The organism is Sulfuricaulis sp., from assembly GCF_024653915.1.
In the GTDB taxonomy this organism is placed as follows: Bacteria; Pseudomonadota; Gammaproteobacteria; order Acidiferrobacterales; family Sulfurifustaceae; genus Sulfuricaulis.
In genome coordinates this window covers 117,148-133,323 of the sequence record NZ_JANLGY010000016.1, presented here as the reverse complement: position 1 = coordinate 133,323, position 16,176 = coordinate 117,148, and the positions used below count along the sequence as shown (strand labels likewise).

General features: G+C 54.8%; 14 protein-coding genes and 3 pseudogenes. 16 read left to right on the top strand and 1 reads right to left on the bottom strand.

The annotated features are described in order from the left end of the window. The first annotated feature begins 473 nt into the window (after nucleotides 1-473). From NUV55_RS09095 to galE, 5 genes are all read left to right on the top strand, one after another. Nucleotides 474-1,694, top strand: coding sequence for a hypothetical protein (locus NUV55_RS09095; RefSeq protein WP_296672252.1), 1,221 nt, complete (start codon nucleotides 474-476; stop codon nucleotides 1,692-1,694). Nucleotides 1,695-2,095: 401 nt separating this feature from the next. Further along, a complete protein-coding gene (locus NUV55_RS09090; protein WP_296672250.1) occupies nucleotides 2,096-3,754 on the top strand; it encodes a GNVR domain-containing protein in 1,659 nt (552 codons plus the stop codon). An 82-nt stretch (nucleotides 3,755-3,836) separates the two neighbouring features. Further along, entirely contained in the window at nucleotides 3,837-4,739 is a 903-nt protein-coding gene (locus NUV55_RS09085) for a CpsD/CapB family tyrosine-protein kinase (RefSeq protein WP_296672248.1), read from the top strand. Between the two features lie 6 nt (nucleotides 4,740-4,745). Next, a complete protein-coding gene (locus tag NUV55_RS09080) occupies nucleotides 4,746-5,996 on the top strand; it encodes an AAA family ATPase (RefSeq protein WP_296672245.1) in 1,251 nt (416 codons plus the stop codon). Between the two features lie 48 nt (nucleotides 5,997-6,044). Continuing rightward, complete coding sequence (gene galE / locus NUV55_RS09075) at nucleotides 6,045-7,043, top strand: UDP-glucose 4-epimerase GalE (protein WP_296672243.1); 999 nt, start codon at nucleotides 6,045-6,047, stop codon at nucleotides 7,041-7,043. 220 nt (nucleotides 7,044-7,263) lie between these two features. On the opposite strand, the gene NUV55_RS09070 is transcribed toward galE, so the two are convergent. Then, entirely contained in the window at nucleotides 7,264-7,758 is a 495-nt protein-coding gene (locus NUV55_RS09070; RefSeq protein ID WP_367280391.1) for a DsrE/DsrF/DrsH-like family protein, read from the bottom strand. A gap of 414 nt (nucleotides 7,759-8,172) precedes the next feature. Here NUV55_RS09070 and NUV55_RS09065 point away from each other — a divergent pair, with 414 nt between their 5' ends. From NUV55_RS09065 to NUV55_RS09015, 11 genes and pseudogenes are all read left to right on the top strand, one after another. After that, on the top strand, nucleotides 8,173-9,231 hold the full coding sequence (locus NUV55_RS09065; protein WP_296672239.1) for a TIGR03790 family protein: 1,059 nt from the start codon (nucleotides 8,173-8,175) through the stop codon (nucleotides 9,229-9,231). Between the two features lie 18 nt (nucleotides 9,232-9,249). Continuing rightward, nucleotides 9,250-10,332, top strand: a complete 1,083-nt coding sequence (rfbB, locus tag NUV55_RS09060; protein WP_296672237.1) for a dTDP-glucose 4,6-dehydratase — start codon at nucleotides 9,250-9,252, stop codon at nucleotides 10,330-10,332. After that, a complete protein-coding gene (gene rfbA, locus NUV55_RS09055) occupies nucleotides 10,329-11,204 on the top strand; it encodes a glucose-1-phosphate thymidylyltransferase RfbA (RefSeq protein ID WP_296672235.1) in 876 nt (291 codons plus the stop codon). The genes rfbB and rfbA overlap by 4 nt, the downstream gene beginning before the upstream one ends. 144 nt (nucleotides 11,205-11,348) lie before the next feature. Then, on the top strand, nucleotides 11,349-11,891 hold the full coding sequence (gene rfbC / locus NUV55_RS09050; RefSeq protein ID WP_296672234.1) for a dTDP-4-dehydrorhamnose 3,5-epimerase: 543 nt from the start codon (nucleotides 11,349-11,351) through the stop codon (nucleotides 11,889-11,891). Then, nucleotides 11,888-12,793 carry a dTDP-4-dehydrorhamnose reductase gene (gene rfbD, locus NUV55_RS09045; RefSeq protein ID WP_296672232.1) on the top strand — a complete coding sequence of 302 codons (906 nt, stop codon included), beginning with the start codon at nucleotides 11,888-11,890 and terminating at the stop codon, nucleotides 12,791-12,793. The genes rfbC and rfbD overlap by 4 nt, the downstream gene beginning before the upstream one ends. Before the next feature lie 13 nt (nucleotides 12,794-12,806). Next, complete coding sequence (locus NUV55_RS09040; RefSeq protein WP_296672231.1) at nucleotides 12,807-14,546, top strand: bifunctional sulfate adenylyltransferase/adenylylsulfate kinase; 1,740 nt, start codon at nucleotides 12,807-12,809, stop codon at nucleotides 14,544-14,546. A gap of 162 nt (nucleotides 14,547-14,708) precedes the next feature. Next, a pseudogene (locus NUV55_RS13840) lies at nucleotides 14,709-14,999 on the top strand (nucleotidyltransferase family protein). Further along, nucleotides 14,992-15,129: pseudogene (locus tag NUV55_RS09030) on the top strand (nucleotidyltransferase); the annotation flags it as partial. The pseudogenes NUV55_RS13840 and NUV55_RS09030, both read left to right, overlap by 8 nt. A gap of 124 nt (nucleotides 15,130-15,253) precedes the next feature. Continuing rightward, nucleotides 15,254-15,508 carry an AbrB/MazE/SpoVT family DNA-binding domain-containing protein gene (locus tag NUV55_RS09025; RefSeq protein WP_296672226.1) on the top strand — a complete coding sequence of 85 codons (255 nt, stop codon included), beginning with the start codon at nucleotides 15,254-15,256 and terminating at the stop codon, nucleotides 15,506-15,508. After that, nucleotides 15,508-15,864 carry an endoribonuclease MazF gene (mazF, locus tag NUV55_RS09020; RefSeq protein WP_296672224.1) on the top strand — a complete coding sequence of 119 codons (357 nt, stop codon included), beginning with the start codon at nucleotides 15,508-15,510 and terminating at the stop codon, nucleotides 15,862-15,864. The genes NUV55_RS09025 and mazF overlap by 1 nt, the downstream gene beginning before the upstream one ends. 53 nt (nucleotides 15,865-15,917) lie before the next feature. After that, a pseudogene (locus NUV55_RS09015) lies at nucleotides 15,918-16,139 on the top strand (adenylyl-sulfate kinase); the annotation flags it as partial. Nucleotides 16,140-16,176 lie beyond the last annotated feature (37 nt).

Genomic DNA, 16,176 nt, shown 5'->3' with positions numbered 1-16,176 from the left:
ATGGGGGGGGGGGGGGTCGTCATGGAAGTCCGGCGGACTCCATGTCGTCGAACGGGTGCGCCGCGGATCGGCGTACCCCGGGCGGGAACCATGGGTGGGGGTGAAAGTATCGCCAGGAAATACAGCAAAAATACTTCCCCCCTCCCGCGAGGGGGGGAATGATTTTGAGACAGGTTCCAGTCATGTTCGCCATGCCGGTTCCCGTAATATCAAGATTTTACTTGAGGTTTCAGGTACACTGGGTTCAGCCCTCAGGGGAGACGGCTGATCTGGCGGGATGGAATATTTGAAAATGATGGGTTTGGTTGTATGGGTAGAACAAGAAGTGCCGGTGCCGACAGGTTGGAAAATAGTCGAAACAGCACGTTTTTCCCTCGCACGTACATAGCGTAAAACACCCGTAACCTCACCACCCGTTCGTTGATATACCCGTGCGCTTTGACTCCGGCAGACATCTATTTATTGTGACCACGATGTTCGCATCTCTCACGGTACCGTTTACCGGCGGGGCGGCGGAGTGGACCGCCGAGCCGTCAATCAAGCTGCGTCGCGAATACAACGACAACCTCCGGCTGAGCATATTTCCGCAAAAAAGCGTCAACGGCAGCATTATTACACCCGCGCTGGATTTGGGAGTCGCCGGCCCGGTGTGGAAAATCGGTTTCGGGGTTGAGGCCACCCAGCGACGCTACTCGGGCCAGGAAGGGCTGGACCGGGATGACAACTTGTTGAGACTTTCATCCCTGTACAAGACCGAGCGCAGCACCTGGCAATTGAGCGCCAGCCACACCAACGATTCCGTGATAACCAGCGAGATCGCGGATTCTGACACCGGTACGGTACAGACCGCGAGGGACAGAAAAACGGATACCATCTCCCCATCATGGCTATGGATGTATTCAGAAAGGACCCAACTGCAGCTTGCCTACCAGCAGACCGATGTTGCCTACGGGGAAAACACCCTGAGCGTGGGTTTATACGATTACCGCTATCGGACCTTCTCCGCCACCCTTTCCAACCAGCTTTCCGAGCGGAACCAGGTTTTCATAACAGGGGGTTATTCTGAATACCACGTTCCGTTCTCGGATTTCGATTCTGAAACGCGTAACTTTCAGGCTGGTGTTACCACGAGCTTTACCGAATCCACAAAAGGCACCCTGCAGGCGGGGCAGCGTCAGACCAGATCTGTTACGAAGGCCAACTCCATTGGGTGTGAGTCTTATTACTCAAACCCTGATCACAGCGTTACTTGTGTCAATCCGTTCATTGTGACGCAGGACATTCACAACGAAAGCACTGGCTTGGTATTCACCGGCAGCCTCGAGACGAAAACGGAAAGCGCTGACTGGAACTTCTCCCTCAGCCGCTCGCTTGTTCCGAGCGGTTCCGGTGGGCAGGTGGAACAGGATCAGTTCAGGCTCGGGTTTAACAAACGCCTGTCACCGCGCATGGGCGTCAATATCAACGGCAGCGCGCTGAAGTCGCGCACGGAAGAGGGAAATATTTCCAGTAGCGACCGTACCTTTTACGACTTCGGCCCCGGCGCTTACTGGCAATGGACGCGCGAATGGAGTGTAGGCGCTAATTACCGCTATGCCCATGTGAAGCGCGAATTTGAAAGTGAAGCGGCGGATTCCCATTCCGTAAATCTGGCGCTGACATACCATCCGTTGAAAATGGCAATATCACGATGAAATACAATGTATTGGCATGGGTACTATAGTTAAAGTATTGTTTTGGTCATGCAAAGTGAATCCGCGGAAAAAAAGCAGGCTGCCGACGTGAATGCCGTAATCATTTTTGATACAAATTTGGAGATAAATGGAAGGGCAGTCTAAAGATCCTGGAGCCTGCCTTGGCGTTTTCAGACGGCGTTGAAATTCAATTCTCGCCACCTTGAGCGAATTCAGCGTATCGCGTATTAAAATTAAATATTTCATAGCGTTAAATTGCAACGAATATCAATCTGAATGTCGAACGTGTGCAGGTTCTTATGATAGAAGAGCAGACAAAAGATCTGAAAGATTATCTTGATGCCTTTCGCCGTCGCCGGGCGGTGGTTTTCATTATTTTTACGGCCGTTTTCTCGATCAGTGTGCTGGCGGCGCTGCTCTGGCCGCCTACTTACCGGTCCTCTGCCACGATCCTGATCGAGGAGCAGGGGATTCCAGCCGATCTCGTGCGTTCTACCATAACCACCTACGCCTGGCAGCGAATCCAGACCATCAGCCAGCGGGTGATGAGCCGCACAAATCTGCTTGAGATCGCGGATAAATATAAACTCTATCAAAGCAAGCGGGCATTCGAAACAAACGAAGAGATCGTTGAAAGAATGCGCACCGACATAAAGCTCGAACCGGTCAGCGCCGAAGTGATGGATCCTCGTACCGGTCGGCCTACCGCGGCGACCATTGCTTTTACGCTTTCATTCGATGGTGAAAGTCCGGCTGTTACGCAAAAGGTGGCCAACGAGCTGACCACGCTGTATCTGAACGAGAACATCAAGTCCCGGACCGAAAGGGTTACGGAAACATATGATTTTCTGACATCTGAGGCCGACAAGCTGAGCCAGCAGATTGCCGAGCTGGAGTCGCAACAGGCCACATTCAAGGAAAAAAACGTTAACCGACTGCCTGAACTTAAAGACTTCAATATGCAGCAAATGGATCGCACTGAGACGCAGTTGCGAGATGTCCAAAATGAGCTGCGATCCCTGGAAGAAAGAAAAGTGTATCTCGATGCGCAACTATCCCAGGTACAGCCGAGCGGACCCGTATTTTCCTCGGATGGCCAGCCGGTCCTTAACAAGGAAGCGCGTCTCAAGAGCACAAAGACTGAATATGCCGTGGCCTCGGCGAGGTATTCACCGGAACACCCGGACGTCATCAGGCTCAAGAGAGAGATGGAGGGGCTTGAGAAACAAACCGGTACCGTCTCCGGCCGTCAGGAGGAGGCCAAGCAATTGTCGCAACTTCGTGGCGAACTGGCCGCCGCGCGTGAGAAATATTCCGCTGATCATCCCGATGTTGTAAGACTGAGCAGGCAAATCGAGACCTTGGAATCGAATCTGAAAGCAACTCCGGAATTACCCGAGACTAGCGCCGCGGCCGAGAAACCGGACAACCCCGCTTATATCTCGCTCAAAACGCAGCTAGAAGGAATTGAGGTGGGTATGCGCGTTGCTAATGCCAAACGCGATCAGCTCCAGGCCAAGCTTGAGGGTTATGAAAAACGCATTGTCCAGACTCCCCAAGTGGAGCGCGAGTACCTGAACCTCAAGCGTGATTATGAGAATGCGCAGATCAAGTATAAGGATATCAAGGCCAAGCAAATGGAAGCGCAAGTGGGGCAGGAGATGGAAAAGGAACGCAAGGGCGAGCGGTTCTCCCTGATAGATCCACCGCAGCTTCCGGAAGAGCCGTTCAAGCCCAATCGCCCGGCTATCATTTTTCTGGGCCTGGTTCTTGCCGTGGGGTCTGGCCTTGGTTACGCCGCTGTAGCGGAGAGCATGGACAGCACTGTTCGTAATATGCGTTCGGTGTCCACGACGTTGAATACGGTGTTATTGTCGGTTATCCCCTACAAGGAGAACCGGGAGGACATTGTCAAGAAGGCTAAAACGAAGAAGATGATTGTTACTACCGTCGCTGTGAGCATAGTTGTGGTAGTTATTCTGGCTCATCTGTTGTGGACGCCTTTGGATATACTCTGGTTCAAGGGCATACGCAAGGCGGAGGGAATCATCGGCGGTTAGGATGGAGGGCACTGTCGCCTATCGTATGCACTATCCTCTTGGGTATGAAATATTTTCATGAAAAACATTCAGAAATCAGGTTATGGAACGCATAAAAGAAGCACTTGAACGGGCGCGGCAGGAACGCCAGCATGCCGGTGGCGGCGCCAATGGAACGCCCATGCCCCGAGGTGGGGTTGTGCCGGCCCAGATTGCCTACACCCAGACGCGTCATGCCGAGGTTTCCAGTGAATTTCTGCGTGAGAAACGCGTGATCACCGGGCGCGACCCGGACACCTTCACGGACGCGTACGGAATCCTGCGCACCCAGGTACTTCAGCGTTTGCGCGAAAACAACTGGAATGTGCTGGCGGTCACAAGCCCCGGTGGCCACGAAGGCAAAACCCTGACAACCATCAATCTGGCCATCAGTTTGGCGATGGAAGTCGGCTATACGGTTTTGCTCGTCGATGCAGACTTGCGCCACCCCGATGTGCATACCTACTTCGGATTGGAACCAGAGTACGGATTAAGCGATTACCTGGTATCGGACAAGCCCATTTCAGAGCTTCTTCTCAAACCGGCCGGCATCCAGGGGCTGGTTATCCTTCCCGGCGGCAAGCCATTGCCTAATTCAGCGGAGATGCTGAATTCGCCGAAAATGTCGCGCCTGGTGGAGGAGTTCAAGACGCGCTACCCATCGCGCATCGTTCTGTTCGATTTGCCACCGCTGTTGGCCACGGCGGACGCCATTTCATTTGCGCCCTACGTGGATGCCGCGCTGCTTGTCCTGGAGGAAGGTAAAACGCCCATGCATGATGCCCAGCGCGCTACCGAGCTGCTGAAGGATACCCATCTGATCGGAGTGGTGCTGAATAAGTCGTTGAGTGCCCCAAATGACGACAAGCAGCCGGGATGGAAGCCGCCCCAGTGGAATATTCCGTGGAGTGCAGGAGTTGGGAAAATTCGCCAATGGATTGGCCGCCTCGCTCGTCGCAAAGGGTAAAATAATATGTACGAAAAATTCTATGGATTCAGGGACAAGCCATTTTCACTCTTACCTGATCCGGAGTTTCTTTATCCCAGCAAGAAACATCGCATGGCGCTGACGTTGCTGGAGTACGGCCTGATGAACCAGGCCAGCTTCAGCGTCATCACCGGCGATATCGGCACCGGCAAGACCACGCTGATTCGCCAGCTCCTCAGCCAGATGGAGCGCGACATGGTGGTGGGGCTGATCACCAATACCCATCCCTCGTTCGGTGAACTGCTGCAATGGATATTGATGGCCTTCAATCTCGAATGCGGCAGCAAGGACAAGGTCGAGATGTATAAGACCTTCATGGATTTTCTGATCAAGCAGTATGCCGCCAATCGTCGCACCGTTCTGATCATCGACGAGGCCCAGAACATGGGCCCTCAGGCACTGGAAGAGTTGCGCATGCTCTCCAATGTCAACAGCGAAAAAGACCAGGTCTTGCAGGTGATACTCGCCGGTCAGCCGGGACTCCGCGATAACCTGCGCGACCCGCGTCTGGAACAGTTTGCGCAGCGTATTTCCGTGGACTACAACCTGGAACCACTCAATCTTGAGGAGACGCGCGAGTATATCCACCATCGTTTAAGTATTGCCGGTGGAAGCACCGGCATCTTCGATGACGAAGCTTGCGAGGCCGTGTTCCGCTACAGCGGAGGTATCCCGCGCCTGGTTAACCTGCTGTGCGACACGGCTTTGGTATACGGCTATGCCGAACAGACAGCCCACATTGGCGCTTCATTGATTGAAGATGTTGCGCGCGACAAGCAGCAAAACAAGATTGTCCCCTTGCGGCAACAGGAGCACGAAGCTGCTGGAGATGCGAGCAATGATGTGTCGCGACAGCCAGGAGGGAAAAAAGGTCGTGGCACCCAAGGTCCTCCCAAGCGTGCGATGCGCGTGGCCATCGCCTCAGATTCTGAACGCCAACGCCATTATCTCAAGATGATGCTTGAAAGGTCCGGGCTCAAGGTAGTGGCGGCGGTTCCTATCGGTGATGAAATCATTGCGCAACTCAGCAAGGAGCAAGTGGATGTATTGGTAATGGACTTGGATGAAGACGCTCACCGCTCGCGCGATCTGGACCGTCTGATCGATCGGGTACAGAGTCAATGCCGGATACCAGTCCTGTACAACGACAGTTCTTCGGCTGGCACCGGCGATGCCATCACGGATCTCGGCCGCAAGCTGACCCTCAAGCTTACTTCCCTGATTGGCCGAGGCTAGCTCCTCCCGCGGTTGTACAACCTCATCTGGACAACATAGCGCATCATCATGGCCGGTGAAACTATTCTTGTTGTTGGTGGCGCGGGCTATATCGGCTCGCACATGGTGCTCGATTTGCTCAAGTCCGGCTATGAAGTTATCGTGCTGGACAATCTCTCGCGTGGGCACCGCGATCTGCTGTCGGGAGGGACCTTCATTGAAGGAGATCTGGGTGAAGCGAGGTTATTGGACAGCCTCTTCAGCCAACACCGAATCGCCGCCGTCATGCATTTCGCCGCCTTCTCGCTGGTGAGTGAGTCGGTATCCAAACCTCTTGATTATTACCGCAATAACGTGGCGAAGACGGTGGAACTGCTGGCGGCCATGGCGCGCCACAACGTCCGGTACTTCATCTTTTCCTCTACCGCGGCCGTTTACGGCGAGCCGCGCGCGATGGAACCGTTGCGCGAGGATTCCTCGTGCCAGCCCACCAATCCCTACGGCGCGACCAAGCTTGCGGTCGAAAGAATGCTGGCAGACAACGCCGCCGCGGGTGATTTCAGGTATGTATCGCTCCGTTATTTCAATGCCGCTGGCGCCGATCCCTCCGGCAGGCTCGGCGAGCGTCACGAGCCAGAAACGCACCTGATTCCGCTGGTATTGAAGGTCGCCACGGGTGAGCGTCAGGCCATCCAGGTTTACGGAACGGATTATCCTACGGAGGATGGGACCTGCGTGCGTGACTACGTCCATGTCCACGATTTGACACAGGCGCATCTCCTGGCGCTGGAAAACCTTCTGAAACGGGGGAATAGCGCCGTTTATAATCTGGGAAACAGCAAGGGTTATTCGGTGCGCGAGGTGATCGAGACAGCAAGGCGCGTCACAAGGCATGCCATTCCTGCGGTGGAGGTTGAACGCCGTCCGGGAGACCCGGCGTTTCTGGTGGCCGATTCCGGCAAGATTCGCCGTGAACTTGGCTGGCAGCCTCGCTATGAAAAACTGGAAACCATTATTGAAACAGCCTGGGCATGGCATCAGAAAGAAGCTGCGCGAAACAGCCGCTAGAAACCGTCTCAAAAACAAGCATCCCCTTGACGGGGGTCACAACTGGATAGCCTGGATGGAATAAAATGGAATCCGGGGAACAAAATGCTTACCCCGCATTTCGCTTCGCTGCATGCGGGCAGCCTGCTCCCGACGTATACAACGAGCAGGGCCTGAAATAAAAACGCCCCCTCCGCTAATGCGGAGAGGGCGTTTATTCCGGTGCTCCTGACTGGCTGGCTTAAATAAACAGACAGACGTCGGATTTCGCGGCGATCGGCAGGAAGTAAGTTGCGCCGACGTAATCTTTCACCTCAGGGACAAATTCATCCTTGGAGAATCCGAATACATCCACCGTCATCTGGCAGGCGATCAGCTTGACGCCGGCTTCGATGCAAAGATCACGCAGCTCGGGGATGCTGGCCACGCCTTTATTCTTGAAGGTTTTCTTCATCAAAACCGTGGCGACTTTCTCAAAGCCCGGAATGGCTGCCATGACAAGGTTCGGCATGGGCCAGACAAAATTCTGAAACCACTTCGGTCCGAAAGGCATTTTCATCGGCATCGCCGGATTGCCGAGCGGGCTGATTTCCGCTCCTACGTCCTTTTTCAGAAGCAGCAGGCCGTAGAAAGTGAAGAAAATGGATACGTCCCAACCCAAAGCGGAGCCCGTGGAAGCGAGAATAAACGGAGGATAGGCCCAGTCCAGCGTGCCCTTGGTGGCGATAATTGCCATGCTCGGCGTCCTGTTGGACTCGATTTCTTCCAGTTTCTTGGGCAAAACCTTATCGAGATGTTTGCTGATCAGCTGCTCGAGATTTGCATCTTGCATCGTGGTCGACATTTACAATCCTCCAATACGTTTAAGTATGCGCGGCGTTGAATGGTTAATAATTGTGGTTACGCCCGCTCCTGGAACGAGTGCGTCACCCCTCACGTAGCCTTTGTTGGCTATCTCATTTTCCAGTTTCAGAACAAAGAGAAATGCTAATATGCTCAGGTGAGTGTTAATAGTCAAGATTGATGAATTATCCTTCAGGTATAAAGACCAATCTTCTGGTTGCACACTGGAACACGTTGTAACTTATTGATTCAGAATATAAGTATGCTGATGTCAACGAGAGTCAAAATAGTCACCCCAGGTATCCCTATGATTGCAGCACTTGTGGGCAGTGCTTGGCTTCTGAACAGTGCGCTGGCGCAGGATAGCGACCTGGTGGGTATCGAGAAAACCGCTTTAGGTGCACAAGAACTGGCGATTATAGTGAATACTGCCGATCCGCAGAGTATCCGTGTTGCCGAGTATTATAAGAAAATCAGACGTATCCCAAACAAAAATTTAATTAGAGTGCAGTTCACGCCCGATATTTCTGTCATGTCGCAACTGGAGTTCCAGAGGATCAAGGCCATGATTGATGCGGCGACACCCGCGCAGGTTCAGTCCTATGCTCTGACATGGACCAAGCCGTACCGGGCGGGGTGTATGTCCATCACCACTGCCTTTGCCGCTGGTTTTGATCCCGCCTTCTGTTCGGAGCCCTGCAGCCCGACGAAACCGAATCCTTACTTCAATTCACCTAGCCGCCGCCCCTACGATGACCACGGGCTGCGCCCCGCCATGATGCTGGCCGGGAAGAGTTTCAAGGAGGTCAAAAAGCTGATCGATCGCGGTGTGGCGTCCGATGCGACGTTCCCCCGGGGGGCGGCGTATCTGGTCAGCACGTCGGACAAGTCGCGGAACATCCGTGCCGGCTTTTATCCGGAGATTATGCAGCAGCTCAAGGGAGGACCGGCAGATCTGCGCATGGTCAAAGCGGATTATATTGAAAAGAAATCCCGCGTCCTTTTTTACTTCACAGGCGCCAAACAGGTGAACGCGCTTAACACAATACGCTTCCTGCCTGGAGCGATTGGTGACCACCTGACCTCGGCCGGCGGCCAGCTCACCAGCAGCGGAGACCAGATGAGCAGCCTGCGCTGGCTGGAGGCTGGTGCCACCGGCAGTTACGGTGCGGTGGTGGAACCGTGTAATTTCCCCGCCAAGTTTCCCCACCCGGGCATCGTCATTGACCGGTACACGCGCGGCGAGACGCTTATCGAGTCATATTGGAAAAGTGTCGCCTGGCCCGGTGAGGGGATATTCATCGGCGAGCCACTGGCGGCACCGTACGCTGTGCGTCCATCAACTATTATGACAAACTCTCAATAGATGGCACATGACAGAAAAATGAACGAGAGGCCGATCCTTGTAACCGGCGGCGCCGGATTCATTGGTGCAAATTTCGTCTTGAACTGGATCAGTCAGGAAGACTCGCCAGTGGTCAATCTGGACAAACTGACCTATGCCGGGAATATCGGGAACTTGGCCGGCCTGAAAAACGATCCGCGACATATATTTGTGAAAGGGGATATCAACGATCTGGCGCTGGTGCGGGATATTTTAAACAAACATCGACCGCGCGCCATTGTGAATTTCGCGGCGGAAAGCCATGTTGACCGTTCCATCCACGGGCCGGAGGATTTCATTCAGACCAATGTGAACGGCTCCTTTCATCTGCTCCAGGAATCCCGGGCCTATTGGGAAAAACTTGGTGGGAATGAAAAAACTGCCTTCCGATTTCTGCATATATCCACTGATGAGGTATACGGTTCACTGGGTCCCGAGGATGCTCCCTTTACGGAATCCACTCCTTACGCGCCGAATAGCCCGTATTCTGCTTCCAAGGCCGCCTCGGATCATCTGGTCCGCGCTTTTCATCATACCTATGGACTCCCCACGCTGACCTCCAACTGCTCGAACAACTATGGTCCTTATCAGTTTCCGGAGAAGCTGATCCCGCTGGTGATCCTGAATGCGCTGAACCGGAAACCCCTGCCGGTATACGGGGATGGTCTCAATGTGCGCGACTGGCTGTACGTGGGCGATCACTGCGAGGCATTGCGCGCTGTGTTGGCAAAAGGGCGTCCGGGAGAGGTTTACAATATCGGTGGGGGCAATGAGCGGAAGAACATCGATGTCGTGCGCACGATTTGTGCCCTGCTCGATGAACTGCGGCCGCTTTCCTCCACGGAAAATTACGCCTCGCTCATCACGTTCATAAAAGACAGGCCAGGGCATGACCGGCGCTATGCCATCGATGCACGCAAGATCGAGCGTGAGCTCGGGTGGAAACCGGCGGAAAGCTTCGAAACCGGAATACGAAAAACCGTGCAATGGTATCTCGACAACATGGATTGGGTAAAAAGCATCGCCAGCGGTGAATACCAGAAATGGCTCGACACCAATTACACTAACCGGGGGACGGCATGAAGGGCATTATTCTGGCAGGAGGGTCGGGCACCCGGCTGCATCCGGTAACGCAGGTCGTTTCCAAGCAGTTGCTGCCGGTTTACGACAAACCCATGATCTATTATCCCCTGTCCACGCTGATGCTGACGGGAATCAGGGATTTTCTGGTTATCTCCACCCCACAGGACATTCCCCGATTTGAGCAATTGCTTAAGGATGGTGCGGAATGGGGATTGAATATTTCCTACGCGGTGCAATCCAAGCCCGAAGGCATCGCGCAGGCGTTCATTATTGGCGAGCAATTTATCGGTAACGACGCGTGCGCTTTAGTGCTGGGTGACAATATTTTTTACGGGCACGAATTGACCACCGACCTGCAAAAAGCAGCGAAGAAGCAGACAGGCGCCACTGTCTTTGCGTACCCGGTTCAGGATCCGGAGCGTTATGGCGTGGTGGAGTTTGACTCCAAAAAAAAGGCATTATCAATAGAAGAAAAGCCCAGAACGCCCAAATCCCGTTATGCCGTTACCGGACTGTATTTTTACGACAATCAGGTCGTGCAGATCGCCAGGTCTCTTAAACCTTCGGGCCGTGGAGAGCTGGAGATCACCGACGTCAACATACGCTATCTTGAGCGTGGACAGCTCGATGTCATGGTGATGGGGCGCGGTATAGCCTGGCTCGATACAGGCACCCATGAATCTCTCCTGGAAGCATCGCTCTTCATCGAAACCATTGAGAAGCGGCAGGGGCTCAAGATCGCCTGTCCGGAAGAAATCGCCTATCGCATGGGCTATATCGCGGCCGGGCAGCTTGAAAAACTCGCCGGCCGCATGAGCAAGAACGGTTATGGCCGATATCTGCTCGGGGTGTTGCAAGAGCAGGTGTTCTAACATGTTGATGAATAGCTCACTCATACATTCGAACCCGTCATTCCGGCGGAAGCCGGAATCCAGCTTATTACTGATTTCATTGGTTCTAATATTCTGGACCCCGGCTTTCGCCGGGGTGACGAAGCTTTTTTCAGTGCTCTGCTAATGAACATCATCCAGACCGCTATCCCTGACGTGCTGATCGTGGAGCCGAAGGTCTTTTCGGACGCGCGGGGTTTTTTCTATGAAAGCTACAATAAAAAAACCATGCAGGCGGCGGGCATAACGGGAGATTTCGTGCAGGACAATCACTCGCGATCGGCGAGGAACGTGTTGCGCGGCCTGCATTATCAAATCACGCAACCTCAGGGCAAGCTGGTGCGGGCGGTCGCAGGTGAGATATTCGACGTCGCCGTGGATGTCCGCCGGAACTCGCCGACCTTCGGCCAATGGGTGGGTATGAATCTGTCGGCGGAGAACAGGCGTATGGCGTGGATTCCGCCAGGGTTTGCGCACGGCTTTCTCGTATTGTCCGAGTTTGCCGAGGTTCTGTACAAGACCACCGATTACTGGGCGCCGCAATCCGAGCGCACCATTGTGTGGAATGATCGCGATCTGGCGATTGCATGGCCAACCGGAGCGGAACTGCAATTGTCCGCCAAGGACAAGGCCGGTATGGCGTTCAATGAGGCGGAGATATTTGAGTGAGAAAAATCCTTCTCACCGGCAAGAATGGCCAGGTTGGATGGGAATTGCAACGCACGCTCGCCTCGCTGGGCGATGTCGTTGTTGTTGGCCACCACGAAATGGATCTGGCCGACCCGGATTCCATCAGAAAGGTGATCGGGCAAGTCGGGCCTGATCTTATTGTCAATGCCGCCGCCTATAGCGCCGTGGACAAGGCCGAATCCGAACCCGATCTGGCCATGGCCGTCAATGGCGTGGCGCCGGGCATCATGGCGGAAGAGGCCAAACGGCTGAATGCCGTGATGGTGCATTATTCAACGGATTATGTATTTGACGGTACAAAGACAGACCCATACAGCGAAGAAGATACCCCTAATCCTCTGAATGTTTATGGCCGAACCAAGCTCGCCGGTGAGCGGGCCATACAGGCCGTGGGCGTGCCGCACCTTATATTAAGGACAAGCTGGGTTTATGCCGCGCGTGGGAAGAATTTTCTTTTGACGATGCTTAAGCTCGCAAGAGAGAGGAGCGAATTAAAAATCGTCGATGATCAGATCGGAGCACCGACTTGGGGCCGCATGCTCGCTGAGGCCACGTCACAAATACTGGCGCAGCATCTCTCCCCCTTATGCCGTCAATCCGCCTCCATTACAGATGTCAGTGGCGTGTATCATGTGGTCTCGGAGGGTTCGACTACGTGGTACGGCTTCGCCAGGAAAATCTTTGAAGAGGCTTCCCGTGGCGCATCCTTTGCCATGCCGAGACTGATCCCGATTCCGGCCACTGATTATCCATTACCCGCCGTACGTCCTCGGAACTCAACGATGTCAAATGTGAAACTGGGCCAAACATTTGGCTTGGCCATCCCGTCATGGGAGAAGTCGCTGGCATTGTGTCTACAGGAAATGACAAAAAGTGCCTGACAAGAAGATACATATGGATCACCTGATAAAATCTTATGGCGGCACTTTGCAGAATCTTCTGGTGGACGAAGCGCGTGCCACACAGCTCAAGAAAGACTCGCAAGGGTTCCCGGCGATCACCCTGTCGCAGCGCCAGCTCTGTGACCTGGAACTGCTCATGAACGGTGCCTTCTCGCCGCTGCGCGGATTCATGGCCCGGGAGACGTATGAAAGCGTTTTAGAGAACATGCGATTGCCCGGCGGTTTATTGTGGCCCATGCCGATCACCCTGGATGTTCCCGACGCCATCGCGGACAAACTCGATGCCGGTAGCTATCTCGGGCTGAATGATTCCGAGGGGTTCATGCTCGCGGTGCTGCGCGTCGCGGACAAGTGGAAGCCAGACAAAAAGCGCGAGGCGCAGCTTGTCTATGGCACCGATTCCCTGAACCATCCCGGCGTGCGCTTTTTATTCGAGCAGGCCCACGAAAACTATGTGGGTGGCGATGTCGAAGGCATTCAACTGCCGATGCACCATGACTTCGAGACGTTGCGCGACACCCCCGAGGAGCTGCGCCACCTGTTCGAAAAACACGGGTGGCGCCGTGTGGTGGCGTTCAATACCAGCAAACCCATGCACCGCCTCCATCGGGACATCACATTGCGCGCGGCCAAAGAGGCGCAGGCGAATATCCTGCTGCATCCCGCGGTGGGCATGACCAAACCCGGCGATCTGCATTACTACGCGCGGGTGCACTGCTATCAGGCCATCCGGCGTTATTATCCCCACAACTTGGCCATGCTTTCGCTGCTGCCCATGGCGGTGCGCATGGCCGGACCGCGCGAGGCGATCCTCAACGCCATCGTCCGTCAGAATTACGGCTGCTCGCACATCATCATCGGCCCGGAGCACGCCGCGCCGCCGGAAGTGCGCGCGGGCGGCGAGCGCTTCTATCCGCGCTATGCCGCGCAGGAATTGCTGGCACGGCATCAGGGCGAATTGGGCATCCGCATGATCCCCGTCAGGGAAATGCAATACGTGCCAGGGGAGGATCAGTTTCTTCCCGTCGAGAAAATTGAAAAAGAAGGCAAGAAAGCCGTCCTGTTCACGGAGAAGGAACTGTACAGCCACCTGTCGCATGACCAGGAAATCCCGGCATGGTTTTCTTTTCCCGATGTCCTGGCGGAACTTCGCAAGGTTTGTCCGCCCCGCAGCCGACAGGGCATCACCTTGTTTTTTACAGGCCTTTCGGGTTCCGGGAAATCCACGCTGGCGAAAATTCTCTATGCCAAATTTATCGAAGCAGGGGGCAGGCCGGTGACGCTTCTCGACGGCGATGTCGTTCGGCACAACCTTTCGAACGAGTTGGGATTTTCCAAACAGCATCGCGACCTCAACATCCGCCGTATCGGCTTTGTCGCCAGTGAGATCACCAAGAACGGCGGTATCGCCATCTGCGCCCCGATCGCGCCCTACCACAGCACCCGCCGCGCGGTGCGCGAACTGATCGAACAGCATGGCGCCTTTATTGAAATTCACGTCGCCACCCCGCTCGAAGTCTGCGAAGCGCGCGACCGCAAGGGGCTCTACGCCAAGGCGCGCAAGGGGCTGATACCGGAATTCACGGGTATCAGCGACCCCTACGAAACCCCGCAAAATCCGGAACTGCGGATAGATACCGCCACCATGAGCCCCATGGAGGCGGCGCAGGAGGTATTTCTGTATCTGCTGCGGGAAGGATACATAGATGCCGACGGTGATTACCGGCAGTGAAGTTGGAGCGCGGCCCAGCCCAGCCCAGACCAAAGCGGCCATAGTGTTGCAAACCCTGGACTGCAAACCTACCCAGGAAACAGGGATTTTTCCGTAAAGCTGGCCATGAAACCTCCCGCTTTCAGCAAACCGATAAACCGTGAATCGAGATAGAGGTAGTCCATGAATCGCGCCAATGTATTGCAGGTGCTTACCCGCGCCAAGCCGGAGCTCACTCGGCGCTATGGCGTAGTCCGGCTGGCGCTGTTCGGATCCACTGCGCGCGATGAAGCACGACCAGACAGCGACGTGGATATCGTGGTGTCATTCGATGGACCGGCGACATCGTAAAGGTATTTTGGTGTGCAATTCCATCTGGAAGACGCGTTGGGCTGCCGGGTTGATCTGGTAACCGAAAAGGCCATGCGGCCGGAGCTGCGACCTTATATAGAACGGGAGGCGGTGAGTGTCTGAGCGTGAGTGGCGGTTCTATCTGGACTACATGATTGGCTTTGTTGAAAAAGCCCTGGCTTATAGCGAAGGGTTTGATCAAACAGGATTTGAATCCCGCGGTTTGAACTATGACGCCACCTTGCGCAATCTGGACGCGCTCACCCATTTGGAGTGGATCGAGAAGGACGCGTAGGCGAGCAGGTGTCGGGTCGGTCGGATGATGTTTTGAATGACCGAGTGCTAGTATATACTATGTAGATACTTGAGGATCTCCGATGAAAACGAAAGCGCAGAAATGGGGTAACAGCTTGGCCGTGCGTATCCCCCGCGGCATTGTCGAGGAGGTCGGACTTAAACCCAATGCAGCATTGACTATTGAGGTCCGCAAAGGGCAGATCATCCTGGTGCCGGCGAAGGAGAGTGGCGCGATCCCGCGTTACCATCTCGATGTTCTCTTGAAGGGCGCCAAGCGACGTGTGCGTCATGCCGAGGTTGATTTCGGGCCGCCCGTCGGACATGAGGTGTGGTGATGTCACGCCCGCGTTATGTTCCCGACCGTGGGGATGTGGTGTGGATCGATTTCAACCCGACCAAGGGTCACGAGCAGGCAGGCCATCGTCCGGCGCTGGTGCTCTCGCCGCGGTCCTACAACGATATTTGGGGGCTGTTCGTCTGCTGCCCGATCACGAGCAAGGTCAAAGGGTATCCTTTCGAAGTACCGGTATTGGGCAGCCCAGACATCGCCGGCGTGGTGCTTGCCGATCAAGTCAAAAACCTGGATTGGCGTGCGCGTCGTGTGGTGAAAAAGGGCCGTGCCCCTGATCGCACCGTGTTGCAGACGCTCGGTAAACTGCGTGCACTGCTCGATTGGCGCGGCGGCGAGTGAAGATTCTTATCTAAACAACCTCCCATGGCATTCTCCATAATCTTCTGGTGAATGAGGCGCACGATCACAAGGGCTGGTACGCCAAGGCGCGCAAGGGCATCATCCCGGAGTTTACCGGCATCAGTGATCCCTACGAAGTTCCCGAACATCCGGAACTGCGCATCGATACCTCGAAACTCACGCCCATGCAGGCGGCCCAGGAAGTGTTTTTATACCTGCTGCGCGAAGGCTATCTGGATGATGGCGGATCGGGCGAGAGCGAGGGCGCGCAATGAAGCGGCAAACCCGTAATTTTTTATATATCTTGGACGT